This is a genomic window from Hahella sp. KA22, from assembly GCF_004135205.1.
In the GTDB taxonomy this organism is placed as follows: Bacteria; Pseudomonadota; Gammaproteobacteria; order Pseudomonadales; family Oleiphilaceae; genus Hahella.
In genome coordinates this window covers 4,837,205-4,855,454 of record NZ_CP035490.1, presented here as the reverse complement: position 1 = coordinate 4,855,454, position 18,250 = coordinate 4,837,205, and the positions used below count along the sequence as shown (strand labels likewise).

Annotated in this window: 23 protein-coding genes; 19 read left to right on the top strand and 4 right to left on the bottom strand. The window is 50.1% G+C overall.

Features of this window, described 5'->3' with window-relative positions; genetic code table 11:
- The first annotated feature begins 22 nt into the window (after nt 1–22).
- Nucleotides 23–904: a hypothetical protein gene (locus tag EUZ85_RS21375; RefSeq protein ID WP_145965871.1), complete on the top strand. Its 882-nt coding sequence runs from the start codon at nt 23–25 to the stop codon at nt 902–904.
- 70 nt (nt 905–974) lie between these two features.
- On the opposite strand, the gene EUZ85_RS21370 is transcribed toward EUZ85_RS21375, so the two are convergent.
- Entirely contained in the window at nt 975–1,355 is a 381-nt protein-coding gene (locus EUZ85_RS21370) for a hypothetical protein (RefSeq protein ID WP_127971728.1), read from the bottom strand.
- A 470-nt stretch (nt 1,356–1,825) separates the two neighbouring features.
- Here EUZ85_RS21370 and EUZ85_RS21365 point away from each other — a divergent pair, with 470 nt between their 5' ends.
- The 4 genes from EUZ85_RS21365 (at nt 1,826) to EUZ85_RS21350 (ending at nt 5,711) form a co-directional block, all read left to right on the top strand.
- Nucleotides 1,826–2,272 carry a hypothetical protein gene (locus EUZ85_RS21365; protein WP_127971726.1) on the top strand — a complete coding sequence of 149 codons (447 nt, stop codon included), beginning with the start codon at nt 1,826–1,828 and terminating at the stop codon, nt 2,270–2,272.
- Nucleotides 2,273–2,539: 267 nt separating this feature from the next.
- A complete protein-coding gene (locus EUZ85_RS21360; RefSeq protein WP_127971724.1) occupies nt 2,540–4,030 on the top strand; it encodes a hypothetical protein in 1,491 nt (496 codons plus the stop codon).
- 217 nt (nt 4,031–4,247) lie between these two features.
- Nucleotides 4,248–4,688 carry an NADAR family protein gene (locus EUZ85_RS21355; RefSeq protein WP_127971722.1) on the top strand — a complete coding sequence of 147 codons (441 nt, stop codon included), beginning with the start codon at nt 4,248–4,250 and terminating at the stop codon, nt 4,686–4,688.
- Nucleotides 4,689–4,787: 99 nt separating this feature from the next.
- On the top strand, nt 4,788–5,711 hold the full coding sequence (locus EUZ85_RS21350; protein WP_127971720.1) for a DMT family transporter: 924 nt from the start codon (nt 4,788–4,790) through the stop codon (nt 5,709–5,711).
- A gap of 51 nt (nt 5,712–5,762) precedes the next feature.
- Here the strand turns inward: EUZ85_RS21350 and EUZ85_RS31240 are convergent, their stop codons facing one another.
- Together EUZ85_RS31240 and EUZ85_RS31235 are read right to left on the bottom strand one after the other, a co-directional pair.
- Nucleotides 5,763–5,972, bottom strand: coding sequence for a hypothetical protein (locus EUZ85_RS31240; RefSeq protein WP_164887314.1), 210 nt, complete (start codon nt 5,970–5,972; stop codon nt 5,763–5,765).
- A gap of 131 nt (nt 5,973–6,103) precedes the next feature.
- On the bottom strand, nt 6,104–6,274 hold the full coding sequence (locus EUZ85_RS31235; RefSeq protein ID WP_164887313.1) for a hypothetical protein: 171 nt from the start codon (nt 6,272–6,274) through the stop codon (nt 6,104–6,106).
- A gap of 93 nt (nt 6,275–6,367) precedes the next feature.
- On the opposite strand from EUZ85_RS31235, the gene EUZ85_RS21345 reads away from it, so the two are divergent.
- The 6 genes from EUZ85_RS21345 (at nt 6,368) to EUZ85_RS21325 (ending at nt 10,434) form a co-directional block, all read left to right on the top strand.
- Nucleotides 6,368–7,531 carry an AAA family ATPase gene (locus EUZ85_RS21345; RefSeq protein WP_127971718.1) on the top strand — a complete coding sequence of 388 codons (1,164 nt, stop codon included), beginning with the start codon at nt 6,368–6,370 and terminating at the stop codon, nt 7,529–7,531.
- A 189-nt stretch (nt 7,532–7,720) separates the two neighbouring features.
- Nucleotides 7,721–8,320 carry an N-acetylmuramoyl-L-alanine amidase gene (locus EUZ85_RS21340; RefSeq protein WP_164887312.1) on the top strand — a complete coding sequence of 200 codons (600 nt, stop codon included), beginning with the start codon at nt 7,721–7,723 and terminating at the stop codon, nt 8,318–8,320.
- Between the two features lie 184 nt (nt 8,321–8,504).
- A complete protein-coding gene (locus EUZ85_RS31230) occupies nt 8,505–8,645 on the top strand; it encodes a hypothetical protein (RefSeq protein ID WP_164887157.1) in 141 nt (46 codons plus the stop codon).
- On the top strand, nt 8,617–8,841 hold the full coding sequence (locus tag EUZ85_RS21335) for an HAD hydrolase-like protein (RefSeq protein WP_241566819.1): 225 nt from the start codon (nt 8,617–8,619) through the stop codon (nt 8,839–8,841). The genes EUZ85_RS31230 and EUZ85_RS21335 overlap by 29 nt, the downstream gene beginning before the upstream one ends.
- Before the next feature lie 195 nt (nt 8,842–9,036).
- Nucleotides 9,037–9,306 carry a MoaD/ThiS family protein gene (locus EUZ85_RS21330; RefSeq protein WP_127971714.1) on the top strand — a complete coding sequence of 90 codons (270 nt, stop codon included), beginning with the start codon at nt 9,037–9,039 and terminating at the stop codon, nt 9,304–9,306.
- Between the two features lie 39 nt (nt 9,307–9,345).
- Nucleotides 9,346–10,434, top strand: a complete 1,089-nt coding sequence (locus EUZ85_RS21325; RefSeq protein ID WP_127971712.1) for an exo-alpha-sialidase — start codon at nt 9,346–9,348, stop codon at nt 10,432–10,434.
- Nucleotides 10,435–10,483: 49 nt separating this feature from the next.
- Here EUZ85_RS21325 and moeB read toward each other — a convergent pair whose 3' ends face one another.
- Nucleotides 10,484–11,611, bottom strand: a complete 1,128-nt coding sequence (gene moeB, locus EUZ85_RS21320) for a molybdopterin-synthase adenylyltransferase MoeB (protein WP_127971710.1) — start codon at nt 11,609–11,611, stop codon at nt 10,484–10,486.
- Between the two features lie 230 nt (nt 11,612–11,841).
- Between moeB and EUZ85_RS21315 the strand changes: the two genes are divergently transcribed.
- From EUZ85_RS21315 to EUZ85_RS21280, 8 genes are all read left to right on the top strand, one after another.
- Nucleotides 11,842–12,588, top strand: a complete 747-nt coding sequence (locus tag EUZ85_RS21315; protein WP_164887311.1) for a MipA/OmpV family protein — start codon at nt 11,842–11,844, stop codon at nt 12,586–12,588.
- Nucleotides 12,589–12,883: 295 nt separating this feature from the next.
- Entirely contained in the window at nt 12,884–13,240 is a 357-nt protein-coding gene (locus EUZ85_RS21310; protein ID WP_127971706.1) for a hypothetical protein, read from the top strand.
- 139 nt (nt 13,241–13,379) lie between these two features.
- A complete protein-coding gene (locus EUZ85_RS21305; protein ID WP_127971704.1) occupies nt 13,380–13,793 on the top strand; it encodes a hypothetical protein in 414 nt (137 codons plus the stop codon).
- A 697-nt stretch (nt 13,794–14,490) separates the two neighbouring features.
- Nucleotides 14,491–15,222 (top strand): hypothetical protein, encoded by a 732-nt coding sequence (locus tag EUZ85_RS21300; protein ID WP_127971702.1) that lies wholly within the window; start codon nt 14,491–14,493, stop codon nt 15,220–15,222.
- 29 nt (nt 15,223–15,251) lie between these two features.
- Nucleotides 15,252–15,431 (top strand): hypothetical protein, encoded by a 180-nt coding sequence (locus EUZ85_RS21295; RefSeq protein ID WP_127971700.1) that lies wholly within the window; start codon nt 15,252–15,254, stop codon nt 15,429–15,431.
- A gap of 192 nt (nt 15,432–15,623) precedes the next feature.
- Nucleotides 15,624–16,430: a hypothetical protein gene (locus EUZ85_RS21290; RefSeq protein WP_127971698.1), complete on the top strand. Its 807-nt coding sequence runs from the start codon at nt 15,624–15,626 to the stop codon at nt 16,428–16,430.
- A gap of 432 nt (nt 16,431–16,862) precedes the next feature.
- Nucleotides 16,863–17,237 (top strand): hypothetical protein, encoded by a 375-nt coding sequence (locus tag EUZ85_RS21285; RefSeq protein WP_127971696.1) that lies wholly within the window; start codon nt 16,863–16,865, stop codon nt 17,235–17,237.
- 250 nt (nt 17,238–17,487) lie between these two features.
- On the top strand, nt 17,488–18,138 hold the full coding sequence (locus EUZ85_RS21280) for a hypothetical protein (RefSeq protein WP_127971694.1): 651 nt from the start codon (nt 17,488–17,490) through the stop codon (nt 18,136–18,138).
- Nucleotides 18,139–18,250: the final 112 nt, after the last annotated feature.

Below are 18,250 nucleotides of genomic sequence, written 5' to 3'. Positions count from 1 at the left end.
AACTACCGAATGGGTTGTTCAGATGCGACTGATACTGAGCAGAAAGGGATTCGACTCATCCGCTGGAGGGATATCTAGCCTGATCATGCCTGATGGCCGCATGATTTCACTACCGATTCCAACGAACGCTAAGTATCAGAAGCTCGGCATGCTCAATATTGAGGGCGTCGATATCGACCGCATTCTTAAAGACCTCACGGATTGCAGATTTAACGCTGATACGACGGTTCACATAGACCCGGATCTATGCGCCACATATATGACCAGAAAAGAGGGATGGCGTTCCTCATTTGGGCAAGTGAGCGCGGCCCAATCTCATTTGCGTAATCAAAAAGTGGCCTGTGGCGATCTGTTTCTTTTCTTTGGATGGTTTAGACAGATTGCCAATACGGAAAAGGGATGGCGATTCGCGGAAGGCAGCGCTGATCTTCACGTTCTATTTGGCTGGCTTCAAATTGGCGAAATTCTTCAGATCGGTGAGGATACTGAGGAGGTTGTACGTAACAGGCCCTGGCTTAGCGATCACCCACATATATTGGCCGCTGAGAATTTTAAGCATTCCAGCAATACGATTTATGTCGCCTCCGAAAAGCTGAGTATCGGCGGCAAAGAAACTGCATTTCCAGGTGGAGGCTGTTTTCCTCGCTTTGAGGACATACTGCAACTCACCCAAGCGAATGTCTCCTCACGATCATCATGGAAACTCCCGGGTTTTTTCTTCCCGCCCGATAAGAAGCCAACGCTAACCTATCATAAAAACCCCACTCGATGGGGCGAAATTTGTGATAACTATGTGTCTCTGCAATCAGTCTGCAGAGGGCAGGAATTTGTCTATGACTGTGGCGAGGAGCCTGCGGCGATTGAGTGGTTGAATAAGCTATTTACTGAAGCGCTTCGCAAATAAAAACGCCCGACGTTCAGCTATCGGGCGTTTCAGATATGAGTGCAATGTACTGGCTCTCTACACCGGATAGTTAAATCCCCAAGTAATTCCCCACCTCAAACATATCCGGCTGGCCTTCTTCAAAGCCGAAATAACAGACGTCTTCTTGTTCGCCGGTCTTCTCGTCGATGATGCCGATGACGAACTCGCATTTGAGGCGTTTGGCGATTTTATAAAGACCGTCGAGCGGCTCTTTAAGCTGCTTTTTATTGCGGATGCTCAGATTAACGCCAATGCGCCAGTCAGAAGGATCGCCCTGGTCAATGTCTTCGGCGGCTTCCGGCTCGATCTGACGGTTATCGATAAACGTGAGGTCCAGAGCGGATTCTTTTACCCAACTTTCGATTGCTGAAGAAACATCTCCGGCAATGTCTTCCAAGTCTGTTCCATCGACGTAGATGTATAACAACATGCTCGCTCGCCTCTGATTTCACTGATGCTTTATCTGTAAGAACTAAGATAGCCGAATACGCCCGGCGCGAAACGAAAATGGCGCGCTATCAGGCGTGAAAAGGTTCGGCTATTGATATGGCCGCACATTGTAAGCGTCTGCGGCCCAACTTTCTAACATTCCATGGGTTTTAGGCCCAATGAGGGGGAATAGGGTCGTCAGAGGCGATTTAAGCGCCGGTCATTACCCAGATTCCATACAACTTCGCGCTATGTCGCTTACTCTTCATTCTTGTTGAGGGTTTTGTGGCGTGACGCCGCATACCACTTTGCCTTTGTATCCTGGCTTTGGGATCACTACAATGCGGCGCGCGACAATAAATGCCGTTTCGAAGCTTATAAGAGCGGCCTTTCCAGTAGCTCTGCGCAAAGCGGACAAGACAGGGCTAGTGACGAACATCGAACAAATTAAGCTGTGTGGAGAACAATAAAATGAAGATCGGGGTAGTGGGATTCAGCAAGCGCTGGTTTGACCAGCAAGCGGCCAGCGAAATCCTGGAACGCTCTATCAAAACCTGGATCGACGGAAAGGATAAGAGTCAGGTGGAAATTGTCAGCGGACTGACTAACTCCGGCGTGCCCAAACTGGCTTATGAACTGGCGGTGCGTATGGGGCTCACGACGGTGGGAATATCCGCGAGAAGGGCGTTGAAAGTGCGTAGCGGTATTTTTCCATGCGATAAGCAGATTCTGGTTGGCCAGGATTTTGGCGATGAATCCGAGGCGTTTATCGATTATATCGATTGCCTGATCCGCGTTGGCGGCGGTCCTCAGAGTCGCAAGGAGGTCGAGCTTTTCAAAGAGCGCAAAGGCTTCACTGCGGAGGAGGCCGGAGCCTACCTGTATGAAGAAGAAGTGGAGTGGTTCGGCAAAGACTGACCTGCTTACGCTAAGACAAGCCTGCGCGCAACTTAACGAAATTTGCCGCCACTCACAAAATGCGGCGCGATTGTTATACAGTCGCGCTAATTTTTGGAGTAATATTGAAAACGTTTTCATTGTGTGAAGCTGTCGCGGCATAGTTGCCGCGTTCCGCATAAAACGACGCTGAGGCCGATGTACCTATTGCGTCGGGCGAACCTGAGGGAGTGAAGGGCGCACTGGCGCGAGGCCTTGCAACTCAACTATGACAATAAGGATATCGCTATGCGTAAAAAGAGGTTTTTCACGTCGTCATTCGCCGCCTTATGTTTGCTCAGCGCGACTGTACAAGGGCAATCCCTGTCGGCACATGAGGAGTATCTGCAATTCGCCCAAAACGAGGATGGGGAAATCCACCTCGATGACGGGCGCACCTTGTTCTACACCGTTAAGTCGCGCTCGCAGGTCAATGGCGTCGAGGTCATTCGCGCGCAGGTAGATGATCCTGCTCTGGCGGAATTCATGGACTACAGCAGTTTTATCATCACCCTGGATCACGACAAGCAGGAAATGTCCGGTTATCTGGAAACGGGTTCCGGTCAGTTTCGTTTGCAGTCGCCTTCAGATGGAAATGAAAACGTTTTCTGGCGAAAAATTAAACCGCCTAAAATGGACGATCGTATACTGAAGAATCCAGATACGAGCTTTATGGGGCGCTTAAACCAAGAGGCGGCCGGAGAAAAAGACGCCTCGGGACGTTATGTCATTGACGTATTCATCGGTTTCTCCGAACAAGCAGCCCAGGACGTAGGCAATATCAACACTGAAGCGCAAATGTACGTGGAGACGGTGAATGAAGCGCTCAACAACAGCCAGATAGAAGGGGTATACCTGAGACTGGTGGGAGTTGGCGTGTCGCCGCAAAATCCCGGTGTGGTGACTTCCGTGCTGCAGGACGGCAAAGAGTGGTTCAAGGACGATATCGCGCGCTACGCGCCGGACCTGATTGGTTTGGTGCAACGGCCGACGGATGCGCCTGGAAGCGCGGGAGGCTGGGGTAATGTGCCCGGAGACATTGTGGTGATTGGCGCGCCCTGGCCCGGCGCCTATCGCCATGAAGTCGGCCACAATGTCGGTGGGATGCACTGCAAATCCGAAGGCGACACAGGCTATAACTACGGTTTTAGCGTCAGGCAGGGAAGAGGGACGGCGCAATGCGGCAATGACCTGAGCTATTACTCATCTCCGTTGATTATGGATGACGAAGGCAACGTGCTCGGGACGACGCACTCACAGGATATGGCGCGCTTGTGGCGCGAACGTTCCGCCGCGATGTCCGCCAATCGAATCCATAAAGTACCGTTCCCGGGCGAGACCGGTGGCCGCTATCGAATGCAGAACTATTGGCGCGCCGATCAGTTTTTGCATATGGAAAACGGCGGACTGGAAAGTGGGGCCATTGAACAAGGCTGGTGGAGCGCCCAATGGGATATCAAAGCGGTTGGCCAGGACGATTATGTGCGAATCTGTAACCGCTGGCGAGCGCAGGCCTGCATGAATGTTGAAGATGGCGGCTTGCAGGCGGGCGCCATTGAGAGCGGCTGGCATAGCGCGCAATGGAAGCTGGAGCCGGTGGAAGGACAGCCTGACCTGGTGCGCATCCGTAACCGCTGGCGACCGGACCAGTATCTACATATTGAAAACGGGACGCCCGAGGCGGGGCCGATTCAACCTGGCTGGTTCAGCGCACGCTGGAAACTGACCTCTACTGATTAATCCATACAACGCCGTCCGCTTTGGTGGACGGCGTTTTTACTTGACACCTCATTGCGCGGAAGCGTCGCTTGCGTTAATTTGCTTCGTCTTGCGAGCCATCTTCGTCAAAAATCTGTAACGGAAAATGAGTTGTCCGCTGTTGCGGTCATCCGTCAGACTGCGTCTATGGAGATGGTTGTGAGCGCCGCAAAATAATTGACGACGGGCCTGTACAAACGTGGAAGTGATTAAGTTTTATAGCGTAAATGATGAATTTGGAGAGTTTTCCAATTTCGCCCAATATCCGATCAAGCTCAAAGGAAAAGTGTGGCCCAGCAGCGAGCATTATTTTCAGGCCATGAAATTCGAGGAAGAAAAGGACCGCAGCGATATTCGCAAAGCCAAGTCTCCGCTGGAGGCCGCGCGTAAAGGTCGCGACCGCAAAAGAAAGCTGCGCAACGATTGGGAGGCCGTCAAACTCAATATCATGCGTGAGGCCATCCTCGCCAAATTCACCCAACACGAAGCCCTGCGCGAACGCTTGCTCAGCACTGGCTCCGCTAAAATCGTCGAACACACGGACAACGACGACTACTGGGGCGATGGCGGCGACGGCAGTGGCCAGAATATGCTGGGACGCATCCTGGAAGAGGTGAGGACGCAGCTCAGCGAAGGTTGAGCTGGTCTTTTCGTTAGTCTTAATTACAGCTTGCTCTAATTGTCCTGAATTAATGGACTTTCGCTCTTACGTTTTCACCTTTGCAGTCAAGGAAATCAGATGAAGCAGATACAGCAGCCCGCAGACAGCGCGACGCTTTTTTTGCTGATGGCGGCCTTGTCGGCGGTGTTTATGGGGACGATTGGCGTTATCGCCAAGTACGCGCAGTTGGGTGCGGAAACCGTGACTTTTTATCGGTTGTTTTTTGGCGCGGCGATGATGCTGGGGTATTTGCTGGTCATCCGTAAAGCGAACTTGTTGTGGTGTTGGCCTTCCTGGCGGGTGCTGTTCAACGGCGGCTTTCTGGCGGGATTTATAGTGTTTTATATCCAGGCCATGGAGTACACCAGCATGGCCAACGCCATTATGACCATCTATCTTGCTCCAGTGGTCGCTTCCGTATTCGCGCACCTGTTTTTGTCAGAGAAACTCAGCGCCAGCGCGATAGGTCTGATTCTTACCGCGCTGTTCGGCTTTTCGATGATGATGGAGTTTCGTCTTGAGTTCGGCGGCTCCCAGGATGCTGTGGGTATGTCCTACGCCGGGCTGGCCATGCTGTGCTATGCGGGCTTTATTATCATTAATCGCGCCACGCCTGCGCATGTGCACGTTTACGCCAGAAGCTGGTATCAAATGCTGATCGGCGCGCTGTGTATGGCGCCATTGATGCTGCAGCAACAGGAAGCGATTGCGCCAGCGCAGTGGGGCTGGTTGCTGGCGGCGGGCCTTGTGCCTGGCTTTCTCGCTATCCTGTTTGCAGTGATTGCACTGCGCGAACTGCCTTCCGCCACCTTTGGCACGTTGGCTTATTTGGAGCCTATCGCTGTAGTGACATTCGGCTGGGCTTTGTTTGATCAGGCGTTGAGCCCTTTGCAGATGGCCGGCTGTGGACTGATCATGTGCTCCGGCATCGCTCAGGCTGTGCTGACGCAACGTCGGAGCGTCGCTACCTCAGGGCAAGCCTGTTCCGTCGCTCAGAGCTGATATGACTAACGGCTTTTAGCGTATTCCGTTAATTGATCTAAAAACGTTGCTTCATCCCTGATCCCGACCCGGTTGCCATCCGGGTCCTGGATATTGATGACTGACCCCCCAGGCGTATCGCTCAATCTCGGCCGTTATGCCAAAGGCGCGCACTTCTTCCAGCGCTTGCTCCAGATCGCTGACATTGAACCTTAGTTTAGCGGGGCGCTGATGTATCAGGTTTTCAGGGGTTCCGGCGTAAGCGCTGCCGCCGGTCTCCACTATTAATCAGGCAGACAAATAGCTTCCTTCTATTTGTCTGCAACGACAGGGCCTGCACATGTCAGGCCCTGTCTCCCGCGGCTTAACGCCGCGCAGGCGCGTCCATGCGCCTGATGATTAACATGCCAATATCATTGCCATGTTAATAATAAGTAAGCGCCGCCGTAGCAAAAACAGGTCATTTGGAAGTCGCCGCGTTGCTCTTGAAATTGGATTTCGAGGTTGAACAGATCCCGATAGAAAGCCACGCAGGCGTTGTAGTTTTCCGTGTTTAAAATGATCCCTGTTCTGGCTATATCCATAATGATTGGGCTCCAATGCAGTTTGGTAAAACATGTGTCGTTTTAAATGCTAGGTTGCCGACTCTACAAGACGGCTCGATCAGGAACATTAACATGCTCACTACGCTCTCCATCAATAACTACCGTTCCATACTGCAGCTGACGATGCCATTGGGGTCGCTGAATGTGATTACCGGGCCGAACGGCAGCGGCAAGTCTAATTTGTACCGGGCGTTGCGATTGCTGGCGGAGACGGCGCAAGGCGGGGTGGTTAATTCTTTGGCCGGAGAGGGCGGATTGGGCTCTACATTCTGGGCTGGGCCGGAGAAAATCAGTCGTCGGATGCGGACTGGCGAGATACCTGTGCAGGGCGGTCCACGTCGTGATGCGGTGCGCTTACGGCTCGGCTTTGCGGGGGAAGACTTCGGTTACGCGATATCCCTTGGTTTGCCCAAGCCATCGCCTTCAGCATTCGCGTTAGACCCAGAAATTAAACGGGAGTGTATTTGGGCTGGATCGTTTTATCGCCCCGCCGGACTGCTGGTGGATCGTGAAGGGCCAATGGTGAGAGTGCGCGATGGACGTACCTGGAACGTGGCGGCGCAGAATTTGAGTCTCTTCACCAGTATGTTTGATCAGCTGGCCGATCCCAGCGCTGCGCCGGAGGTATTTCGTGTCCGCGAAACGATTCGCAACTGGCGTTTCTACGATCACTTTCGTACAGACCGCGATGCGCCTGCTCGTAAACCGCAGTTGGGCACACGCACACCGGTGCTGCATCATGATGGCCGCGACTTGGCGGCGGCGGTGCAGACCATTCGTGAAATCGGCGACAGCGAAGCGCTTGATGCGGCCATCAGTGACGCCTTTCCCGGCGCCAGACTGGATGTAAGGCTGCACGAAGACGGCCGTTTCTCGTTGATGTTTTATCAGGAAGGACTGCTCAGGCCTTTGACCGGCGCGGAACTTTCCGACGGCACCTTGCGCTATATCCTATGGGTGGCGGCGCTACTTACCCCGCGCCCGCCATCACTGATGGTTCTGAACGAACCGGAAACCAGCTTGCATCCTGACTTATTGCCGGCCTTGGCGCGCTTGATTTTGCGCGCCTCGGAGCATTCTCAGGTCTGGGTGGTGTCTCACGCCTCCCGTCTCGTCGCTGCGCTCAATGAACACCCGGAATGCCATGCAGTACAACTGGAAAAGCCCCTGGGCCAAACAGAAATCATCGGACAAGGCATTCTGGACACGCCGGCCTGGCATTGGGCGGATAAGTAGAGGTTCTCAGGGAAGGCGTATTTAACAAGCATAAAGGCCACAGCGACTCGCCTCAGGTTTATTTCCTCACATTTGAAATGTGACTTTTTCCACTGTGCTTTTTCTTCGGTGGCGTTAACTTGAAAATAACGACGGATCTTTCCGTCTAACCAATAAAAAGCGCTCACAATGAAACGGTGGAGAGTCATCATGGGACAACCCTGGGAAGATCGATTATTGCAGGTGGATATGCGGCGGGTGGATTATCCCAACGCGCTATGGTCGCCGGCGGCGAATTTCAGAATTCCGCCGGGGCGTCGGGATATTCGTTACATCATCATCCATATTACTGGCGGGCCTGCTTTGACTGAACGCAATGCGTTGAATACGTTTCGGGCGGGCCCCGCCAGCGCCCACTATATCGTCAATCGTGAAGGGCGCGTGGTGCAGACCGTGAGGGAAGCGCACATCGCCAACCATGTCGATAATATCCATTCCCAAACCAATCGCGAGAGTATTGGCATTGAGCATGTGAATCCCTGGGACCCGAATCCAAGGACTTATCCCACGGATGCGCAATACATGGCGTCCGCGCGACTGGTGGCTTGGTTATGTCATCGCTATGGCATTCCCGTACGCCATGAAACCGCACCGCACACCGCAGGCATTCGCGGTCATATCGAGGAAGCGCCTCATTCCGGTCATCGTACTTGTCCCAATCCCGCCTGGAATTGGGATTTGTATATCGATCTGGTGCGCAGTATTCGTGTAGAAACCTTCGACGAAATGATCGGCGCTTTGGCGCGCTAAACGCTCAGATATTTACTTCATTGCAAGCCTTTTCCCCGAAGCGCTTGGCGTTGCCTTTACGTTTATAGGCCGACGTCAGGCGCCTTGGCGGTTGTTAAACCCGCCATAAGCCGTCAGTATAAATATTCGACCCACTTGCAGAGTATTTCCGACTCTATTCTTCCAATGGACGAGGAGGTCGCCGATGTCTCTTTCCTATAAGGCGTTGTTTCTTGATCTCAGCTTGCAGGACTCAGAGTTATTCACCGCGTCTCTGATCGGCATTGAAATAGGCGGCGGACATCACCGCAGTGATCATGGGCAAACCCAGCCGGGAATTTTTTGATCAGGTGCGGGCCACAACTGGTTTCTCTCCAGAGCAGTGCCTGATGGTGGGGGACGATGTTGCTGTTGATGTAGAAGGCGCGCTGAACGCAGGCCTGCAAGCCTGTCTGGTGCGCACCGGTAAGTACCTGCCTGAGGATGAGCGGCGTTTGCCCGCCGGCGCGCAGGTGGCGGACAGTCTGGCGACACTGTTTTAGCGCGACGCTGTGCTAATATCAAACCACGGATGTTGTCCCTACCAATAACGGCAATCACGTCGAATAAGACGAATAAGACGAATAAGACGAATAAGACGAATAAGACGAATAAGACGAATAAGACGAATAAGACGAATAAGACGAATAAGACGAATAAGACGAATAAGACGAATAAGACGAATAAGACGAATAATTATGGCGACGGTCACTTTCACTAATAACCTCAAACGTTACCTATCTTGTCCACCACAGGCTGTTCCGGCGACGACGGTGGCGGAAGCGTTGCAAAGGGTCTTTGCGGATAACGTACGGCTGGCGGGTTATATCCTCGATGATCAGGACCGGTTGAGAAAAAACATAGCGATTTTTGTGGATGGACAGATGATCCGGGACCGACTTCATCTGACCGACGCGTTACAGCCTGAATCCGAAGTACATGTGCTGCAGGCGCTCTCCGGCGGTTGACGGCGGTCCCAATCCTTCAAACTGATGGGAGCGGCGGCGATGAATCAAAAACTGCGTATAGGAACGCGTAAAGGCTTGTTTGTCTACGAGCGTACGGGAAAGGGGCAATGGCGCTGCGGGGAGCCGGATTTTCTGGGCGACCCGGTGTCTATGGCGTTGCGGGACCCGCGTAACGGGAATCAGTACGCGGCGCTTAATCTTGGCCACTTTGGCGTGAAGCTGCACAGGGCGGAGTCCGGTTCGCGTGAGTGGACGGAAATTAGCGCTCCTAAATTTCCCAAAAGCGGCGATGAAGATGGGCCGGCGGTGGACCTGATCTGGGAGCTGGTTCCCGGCGGCGCCGATCAACCGGATACATTGTGGGCGGGAACTATTCCCGGCGGTTTGTTCAAATCCACGGACCGGGGCGAAAGCTGGACGCTGATTGAGTCGCTGTGGAACCGGCCGGAACGCGCCAACTGGTTTGGCGGCGGTTATGACAAGCCCGGCATTCACTCTATCTGCGTGCATCCTAATAACACCCGTTGCGTCCGGCTGGCGATCTCTTGCGGCGGCGTATGGGAAAGTCTCGATGCTGGCGACACCTGGACACAGACCGGGCAGGGACTACGCGCCGCCTTTCTGCCTCCGGATCAGGCCTACAATCCGGTGTCTCAGGACCCGCATCGCATGGTCAGTTGTCCTGCTTCGCCGGATCATATGTGGATTCAGCACCATAACGGCATCTTCCGTTCTGATGACGGCGGGCATAGCTGGACAGAACTTACGGATGTTTCTCCCTCTGTGTTCGGTTTCGCAGTAGCGGTGCATCCCCAGGACCCAAACACAGCCTGGTTTGCTCCGGCGATTAAGGATGAACGCCGCGTCCCGGTAGATGGCAAATTAATCATCAACCGCACGCGGGACGGCGGCAAAAGTTTCATTGCGCTCAGCCATGGGCTGCCGCAAGGTCCGGCCTATGATCTGACCTATCGTCATTCATTAGATGTAGACGATAGCGGCGACATCTTGGCGTTTGGCTCCACCACAGGCGGGCTGTGGGTGAGTGAAGATCAGGGTGATCATTGGCAGTGCCTGAGCGAACATCTGCCGCCGATTTATGTCGTACGCTTCGATAAGCATTTTTAGTCCGGTCGCAGCGGCCCCTAATTAAAGCGCAGGTGGAGATGGGAACGGATCAATAGCGGGGCATGTCTGGGTCGACTTTGGCCGCCCAGGCGAGAATGCCTCCGCTTAAGTTATAGACGCGTTTGAAATCAGCATCGTTAAATAAATCACGGGCGCTGGCGGAGCGTCCGCCTGACTTGCAGTAGAACACCAGCGTTTGCTCTTTGGCGAACTCGTTTATTCGCGCCGGCAGGGTTTGCAGTGGAATGTGCAGGCTGCCGGCAATGGCGCAAATCTCCCGTTCGTAATGCTCCCGAACGTCAATCAGCGTCAGATTCTCACCCTGTTGCAGTCGCGCGTGCAGCGCTTCCGGGCTGATATTGCTCTCCTGCATGAGGTTTTTAGGTATGCCGCAAAAGGCGTCGTAATCAATCAACGCCCTGATGCTGGGAAGGTCTCCGCAGACGGGACACTGGGAATCTCTTCGCAGCCGCAACTCCTCAAAACTCATACTCAATGCGTTGTATTGCAATAGGCGGCCGCTCAAGGTGTCGCCTATGCCAGTGATGATCTTGATAGCCTCGGTCGCCTGTATGCTCGCGATCATGGCGGGCAATACGCCCAGTACGCCGCCCTCCGCGCAGGAGGGAACCATGCCCGGCGGAGGCGGTTCTGGAAACAGGCAGCGATAGCAAGGGCCGCCATCATGATGAAACACGCTGGCCTGTCCTTCGAACTGAAAGATGCTGCCATACACATTGGGTTTGCCGGTGAGCACGCAGGCGTCGTTGGTCAGGTAACGAGTGGGGAAGTTGTCTGTGCCGTCGATCACCAAGTCATAGTCATTGATCAGCGCAAGAGCGTTTTCCGAGGACAGCGTCATCGCGTAGGGGCGTATGTCTACGTGAGGGTTCAGCGCGCTTAAACGAGCGGCGGCGCGTTCGGCTTTGGAGTGACCAATATCATTTACGGTATACAGAACCTGCCGCTGCAGATTGCTTTCCTCCACCACATCGCCATCCACAATCCCCAAAACACCCACACCCGCCGCCGCTAAATACAGTCCCAGAGGAGATCCCAATCCGCCGGCGCCCACGATCAACACGCGGGAAGCCCGCAAGCGCTCCTGACCTGAGCGGCCAAACTCCGGCAGGCTGAGATGGCGACTGTAGCGGCTGAGCTCGGCTGAAGTAAGCACGGTATGTCCTCCTTGGGGGGAAGTGGTGGCGTTGAATGTGCTGTTTTTATTCTAGGCTCGGCGGGGTATGGAGGAAACCAATGAAGCAAAGTGGATTGTTTTTTTAGGAAGACAATAAGTGAGTAATGCTCAGGTGTCATATTTCTGATACAAAATAATCAGCTTGTTGCGCGAGCCATTTCGTGGTTAGGCTTATGTCTTTCAATAACAACGAGAAAGTGAGGTATCTTGTGGTAAGTAAAAGGAAGTTTGTTGCGCTGTCTTTATGTTTGAGCGCCGGATCGGCGTGCGCCGGGGATTTCATGCTCGGCGTTGGCGCAGCAGCCTGGAAATCGGAGTACGAAGGTGTCAGCGGCTCAGATGAGCTGGCGGTCTATCCGGCGATTTCGTATGAAGGAGATCGTTTCAGCATTAGCGGAACTGAGGCTGATTATCGCGTAGTGGGCGATGGCGACAGTGGTTTGAGCGCCTACATCAGCCTGGGAATGGGAGACGGCGGATATGATGCGTCAGACTCCGTCGTCTTTGCCGGAATGGACGATAGAGACGCCAGTATCGACTTGGGCGTGGGAGTGGAGTACGCATTCGATCAGGGCTCGTTGAACGCCGCCATCGCACACGATGTGTCCGGCGCTTATAAAGGGCTGGTCGCCAGCGCCAGTTTCTCCGCACCGCAAAAGTTAAGCGAGACGCTCTATCTGACGCCTTCAGCAGGCTTTTACTATCGCAGCAGTGACTACGTAGACTACTACTATGGCGTTCTTGATAGCGAAGCTACCTCCGATCGCAGCGCCTATGAAGGCGATGACACGCTGACGCCTTTTGTCGGCTATGAGCTATTCACTGCATTGTCGGAACACTGGCGTATCTCTCACTCAGCGGAAGTGCGCTGGCTGGGAGACGAAATCACTGATTCGCCGTTGGTGGATCGAAGCACGGTATGGAGCACCGCGTTAAACTTCCTGTACTTGTTCTGAGCAAACCATGCTCGGAACAACCATCAGACAGGGGCCAGACACGCCTTAGGGCTTGGCCTCTTCGCCTCAGCCGTCGGTCAATCTTGCCTATTAATTCTGCAGTTATTTGAAAAAGTGAGTTACCTCTCTGATTTTGAAGAAAAATAACAGGTAATCGCTTTTCAATTTTTGACGATCTTGGCAGAATCACTCGTAACAAGGAACCTTCCCGCCGGCATGGAGCACGCTAATTCGTCGCCCTGTTGAGAAAGCTCGGAAGCCTTTCGAATCGATTGCTCACAAGGAGACGTTATTCATGGAGAAGACTGTTTGTTTTATAAGCGGTCATCTTGATCTTACCCCACAGGAATTCGAGCGACACTACGCACCCGCTATTGACCAGGCGCTGGAAAACCAAGCCAGCTTCGTTATCGGAGACGCCCGCGGCGCGGACAAACTGGCGCAAGACTACCTTTTCGGAAAGTCCAACGCGGTTACTGTCTACCACATGTTCGACACTCCCAGAAACAACCCCGGATTTCCCACCCGAAGCGGCTTCACCTCCGATAACCAACGAGATAAACAGATGACCGCCGACTCTACCTGCGACATCGCTTGGGTCAGACCAGGGAGGGAGAAGTCCGGGACGGCTAGGAATTTGGCGCGTAGGTAATGCAGGTTATAAGCCCTAGCTGGTTTTCACGCGGTGTGATGATTGTATTGGTATCTTAGAATGGCTTGAAGCCTAAGTGTGATGCATCTGCCTAAAATGCAATTGTATTAACTGAATATTTGAAAGTGACGTGTTGGCAATGAACTATGTAATAGAAGATCTTACAGCACAAAATTGCCTGAAGGTGCAAGATACTATTTTAACACATCGGGGTAGTTCCAAAGTCGGGAAAGCGATGACACGAGGCTCTTTGCCAAGACTCCCTTATATATATCCCACTCCGCTCGGAGAGATAAACGAAGGCGACTACTGGGTTTTAGATAGAGAAAGTGATTCTTGGCTTGTCCAATTGGATTCTGGGATGCCGGAAATAACCATTTTTGTACTGTTTCTTGGCGGTAATTTATATGAGGTGAACAGTCTTTATCGAAATGCTTCAATTTTGGAGTCTTTAACCTATATAGAAGATCCTGAGGAAAGAGAGCGGGTGGAGGCGGTAGTAATAAACGCTCTTGACGAGCTGGGTCGAACGATGAAATTTAAGGGGGAGTAGGGCTCAGCTTGCCGGTTGTCTTTTATGGTTTAAAAGTGTGAGCTATTCATCTGGTTTTATAGAGAACAATAGATTATCGCTTTTCAAGAGTTGCTGAAGTTGGGAGAATCTCTCGTAATAAGGAACTCCTTCCTGCCTGCATAGAGCGCGTTAATTTGTCGCCCTGTTGTATAGCTTGGAAGCCTTTCGAACCTACTGCTCACAAGGAGACGTTATCCATGGAGAAGATTGTTTGTCTTATAAAAAATGGTCCTCTTGATCTTACCCTCAGGAAATCGAGCAATACCAATCTCCCGTTATTGACGATATGACGCAGGACTACCTTGAGGGTAAATCTGATGCGTTCGTTGTTCATCAAATGTTCGACACCTTTAGAAGCAACCCCGGGTTTTTCTCTGAAGCGGTTTCACCTCCAATAACCGACGAGATAGACATATGTCCGCTGGCTCTACTTACGATCCTCCTTGGGTTGGGAAAGAAGGGAGAAATAGGAGCGCTGGGAATTTGGTGCGTAGAAAGAGGCCTTAAATATGAAAAGAGTAAATTTTCATTTATTTCCATAATGAAGACTTCCGTGCTGTCTCACATGTGGATAAAGTGCGTGAATATAATTTTGGTTGCTTCTAAATAAAGCGATTTATATGGGGGTGACCCTGTATTGGGCGGGATACTATAAATTTTGACAGAATAGGTCGTTATGAAAAATATTATCGATAATGAGGTTTTGCGAAGTGAAGAGAGAAAAGTATTCGTGATAAAGAAAGTGATGCTTTTTTTTATTTTGTCGCTTCTCTCGCAATTTTGTAATGCTGATTACAAAATGGAAAAAGGGAAAGGACTTGAATTATGTCATGAGTTTTTAGATTACCTGAACCGTAAGCCGCCAGAATATTATTTTATGGGTCTTAAACCAGATGAAGAATTTAAAGGTTTTTACGTTCCTAAAATGACTCCTGTTGATAAAGGGAAATATTTGGCTGCTTACGAGGGGTATTATCTTAAAAATCTTGATAAAAATAATCATGTATTTAGTGAAGAGAGCTGGTTAACGGAAAAAAAATACTACTTAAGTGATGAGGTGGAAACTTATATTTCACGCGCTGATGGAAATAATGATGGAAAAAAAGAGGATGTCTTGATTTTGGTCATTACATTGGAGAAAAGTGAGGTTGGAGGTATAAAGATTCGAGAAAATAAGGGGCTATTATATAGAATGATTTCTATAAACAAGGATGGCTTATTTGACGAAAAAACAGGGTATAGCATGGGGGACGGATTTCCTTTTTCCTATAAAGGAAGGGTGTATCTGGCATGGTTTAGTGAGGTGTCTGTCATAGTGCATGAGCCCACACTCCCATATGGAAGTGATGTTGGAAATGATGTCGGGCTTGGCGTGTGCACATATGAGAGCCCATTTAAAGAAAGGTAGAATCTACTGCCCACAAGGAGATGTTATCCATGGAGAAGACAGTTTGTTTTATAAGCTGTCATCTTGATCTTACCCCACAGGAACTCGAGCAGCACAAATCTCCTGTTATTGGCGATCTGGCGCAGAAATATGTTGAGGGTAAATCCAGCGCAGTCAATATCTACCATCTGTTCGATACCCCAAGAAACACTCACCCTACTGGTGGATAAGTCGAGAAGTTAGCCTTTGGGAAAGGCGCTTGCTGGCCCAGAGCCTATTTTTAGGCGTTAATTGTCGTTTTGGTTCGTTTAATGAGGAGGAATACTGAAGCGGAGATCAGGAGGAAGATTTATTTAATTTTTTGTTTTAATGGCTTTTTAGTGGTGATGTATACATACGAGACAGCATGCAGGGTTTGACAAATGGGAAGATATAAAAAGTGTATCGACTGGAGCATTGCACTGTTTTTCATAGTTGGTTGTCAGCATGGATATGCGGATAGTGAAGAGAATGGTGAGACTAATAGGAATGCTAGCTTTGCGGGGAATATTGAATATAGGCCTGACCTATGTAAGAAGAATGCGGAAGGAAATGTATATGTGGCTTTGGGGAAAACAGTATTCAGGTTTCCCTACGAGACTAACCTACAGTTCCGAGCAGTCAAAGATAGTGAAGATCTACCTCATAGGCCTGATCCTACGGAGCCAGAAGGTTGTCCAGATAATCCCGTCGCTACAAAAGGTATAAGGCTGAATTACAGGCTGAAAGATACAGGTGGTATGAGTGCTGACTTGAAGCTAATGCCGGAAAGTATTTCTCTAACTTATTCTGGATATAGTTCTGGAGTGTTTCAAGATAGAGCTGAGAACCGGTTTTATCAGGCAAAAGGGAGTTATAATAACTGCGAGTATACTGAGGAGGGACTCGAAGCATGCTATTGGAAGTCAGCTGATGAGCGCCCAAAGCATTTGCTTGCTGTTGGGTATAAAGCTCCTGAAAGTATTTATAAAACCCCTTTGGGACGACCTTTCTTTGTCGACTGTCGGGGAGGAGGGGCTATTCCACTAAATCAATGTACAGTCTCATATGTAGTAAATGGACGTGTTGATATTACGTATAAATTTTATAAGGAATACTTACCTATTAGCGTTATTGTTAAATATGATGCAGAGCTTCGCGATATAGTAGAAAAGGCTATGGTGGTTGATTATAAATGGTCAGATAACTGATTAGGTGTAAAGGAATGAAAAAAGGATAATTAGCGATCATGTAGATGGTGATTATGTTGTTAAGCAAGGAGTATATCCTGTTGTATGGCGCTGGGTAGAAGGAGCGCAAGGTGTCAATACAGGTAAAGGATTATATGTAGATTACATATACGAAAATACAGTATGAAATTAGTGATGGCGATCCAGCTCTGGTCGGAAAAAAGAAACAGCAAGCTTCTAACTAGCCTATTAATTCTGCAGTTATTTAAAAAGTGAGTTACCTCTCTGATTTTGAAGGAAAATAACAGGCAATCGCTTTTCAATTTTTGACGATCTTGGCAGAATCACTCGTAACAAGGAACCTTCCCGCTGGCATGGGGCACGCAAATTCGTCGCCCTGTTGAGAGAGCTTGGAAGCCTTTTGAATCTGCTACTCACAAGGAGACGTTATGCATGGATAAGGCTGTTTATTTTATAAGCGGTCATCTCGATCTTACTGCACAAGAATTCGAGCAACACTACGCACCCGCTATTGACCAGGCGCTGAGAAATCAAGCTGGCTTCGTTATCGGAGACGCCAGCGGCGCTGACAAACTGGCGCAGGATTACCTTTTCGGAAAGTCCAACGCGGTCACTGTCTATCACATGTTCGACACTCCCAGAAACAACCCCGGATTTCCCACCCAAAGCGGCTTCACCTCTGATAACCAGCGAGATAAACAGATGACCGCCGACTCTACCTGCGACATCGCTTGGGTAAGACCAGGGAGGGAAAAGTCTGGGACAGCTAGGAGTTTGGCGCGTAGAGGCGGGGGTTTTAACGTTTGAGCTTCATGGGAGGCTGTTATCGTACCGAGAGATGACTGACATTTGCTCGTTGCGCCAGAACGAACCTTGAGGAAATCCAGTTATTATAGAAATCAAGCAAGGTACGTAAAAATTTTGAGGTGGGCCATTAGTCGTACTTTGTCGTTATGCAGGAATATCATATCAGCTATACGAGAAGAGATATTTCTGTATGAATGCAAAGTAAGCATGATATGGCTCTTTCCTATAAAAAAATGCAGAAGGAGTTTTTGTGAATTTTAAGTTTATTTCAATAATCTCTGTTATGGTTTTTTTTGCCATTTCTGGCTCTATCTCTCGCGCAAGCGAATTGTGTGATTGGATAGAGAAAAGCCGGGAAGAAATAAAAGAAAACAAGTCTAACTATAATGCCATTGTAGATATAGGTGGAAAGAGTTTTATTCCGGTCTGGACAGATATGCCAACCTATATGGGAGTGAAAATGTTAATTCAAGATAATTCTTATAATCCAAGCTTTGTTAGTGCAGATTCGGGCGTTGGAAGATGGAATAAATCATTGAGGTCTATAGAGAAGAAGTTAGACAGAATGAAGGTTAAGCTATTCGAAGCAGATTTTAATAATGACGGCGTGAAAGAAAAAGTAATGCAAGTCGCTTGGCTTGATGAGAAGTTCCAGTATTGGGTAAGGGGTAATTATGCAGTAGATGAATTTAATAATGTGAGCGCGGATATGATTGGTAAAAGCGGAGTAAGACCTGTTAAGGGAGAAATAGTGGAGTATAAAGATAAGTATTACTCGGTTGTTACGTTTAAATATGGTATGTCCAAAGTAGAGGTGACGCCGCTTTCGGTGGATCCAGATCCTTCTTTTGGGAAAACTGGCGTATATCAAGGTCAAGCCATCTGCGAGTATGAATTGTAGGAAGTAGGTCTTCTGGAAATATTTCGAATGGAATTGTAAGGAGTTTGTAGTGCCCGGAATTAACTATAGTGTCTTGAATGAGAGTGATTATAAGGATTATCGTTACGAGCTG

What these genes read in the sequence shown, in the direction of transcription:
- EUZ85_RS21345 (WP_127971718.1), top strand. Translation starts at nt 6,368, where the DNA reads ATGCTCACTACGCTCTCCATCAATAACTACCGTTCCATACTGCAGCTG.
- EUZ85_RS21365 (WP_127971726.1), top strand. Translation starts at nt 1,826, where the DNA reads ATGAAGATCGGGGTAGTGGGATTCAGCAAGCGCTGGTTTGACCAGCAA.
- EUZ85_RS21375 (WP_145965871.1), top strand. Translation starts at nt 23, where the DNA reads ATGCGACTGATACTGAGCAGAAAGGGATTCGACTCATCCGCTGGAGGG.
- EUZ85_RS21360 (WP_127971724.1), top strand. Translation starts at nt 2,540, where the DNA reads ATGCGTAAAAAGAGGTTTTTCACGTCGTCATTCGCCGCCTTATGTTTG.
- EUZ85_RS21340 (WP_164887312.1), top strand. Translation starts at nt 7,721, where the DNA reads ATGGGACAACCCTGGGAAGATCGATTATTGCAGGTGGATATGCGGCGG.
- EUZ85_RS21305 (WP_127971704.1), top strand. Translation starts at nt 13,380, where the DNA reads ATGAACTATGTAATAGAAGATCTTACAGCACAAAATTGCCTGAAGGTG.
- EUZ85_RS21330 (WP_127971714.1), top strand. Translation starts at nt 9,037, where the DNA reads ATGGCGACGGTCACTTTCACTAATAACCTCAAACGTTACCTATCTTGT.
- EUZ85_RS31230 (WP_164887157.1), top strand. Translation starts at nt 8,505, where the DNA reads ATGTCTCTTTCCTATAAGGCGTTGTTTCTTGATCTCAGCTTGCAGGAC.
- EUZ85_RS21335 (WP_241566819.1), top strand. Translation starts at nt 8,617, where the DNA reads ATGGGCAAACCCAGCCGGGAATTTTTTGATCAGGTGCGGGCCACAACT.
- EUZ85_RS21290 (WP_127971698.1), top strand. Translation starts at nt 15,624, where the DNA reads ATGGGAAGATATAAAAAGTGTATCGACTGGAGCATTGCACTGTTTTTC.
- EUZ85_RS21295 (WP_127971700.1), top strand. Translation starts at nt 15,252, where the DNA reads ATGGAGAAGACAGTTTGTTTTATAAGCTGTCATCTTGATCTTACCCCA.
- EUZ85_RS31235 (WP_164887313.1), bottom strand. Translation starts at nt 6,274, where the DNA reads ATGGATATAGCCAGAACAGGGATCATTTTAAACACGGAAAACTACAAC.
- EUZ85_RS21325 (WP_127971712.1), top strand. Translation starts at nt 9,346, where the DNA reads ATGAATCAAAAACTGCGTATAGGAACGCGTAAAGGCTTGTTTGTCTAC.
- EUZ85_RS21285 (WP_127971696.1), top strand. Translation starts at nt 16,863, where the DNA reads ATGGATAAGGCTGTTTATTTTATAAGCGGTCATCTCGATCTTACTGCA.
- EUZ85_RS21370 (WP_127971728.1), bottom strand. Translation starts at nt 1,355, where the DNA reads ATGTTGTTATACATCTACGTCGATGGAACAGACTTGGAAGACATTGCC.
- EUZ85_RS21350 (WP_127971720.1), top strand. Translation starts at nt 4,788, where the DNA reads ATGAAGCAGATACAGCAGCCCGCAGACAGCGCGACGCTTTTTTTGCTG.
- EUZ85_RS21300 (WP_127971702.1), top strand. Translation starts at nt 14,491, where the DNA reads ATGAAAAATATTATCGATAATGAGGTTTTGCGAAGTGAAGAGAGAAAA.
- EUZ85_RS21310 (WP_127971706.1), top strand. Translation starts at nt 12,884, where the DNA reads ATGGAGAAGACTGTTTGTTTTATAAGCGGTCATCTTGATCTTACCCCA.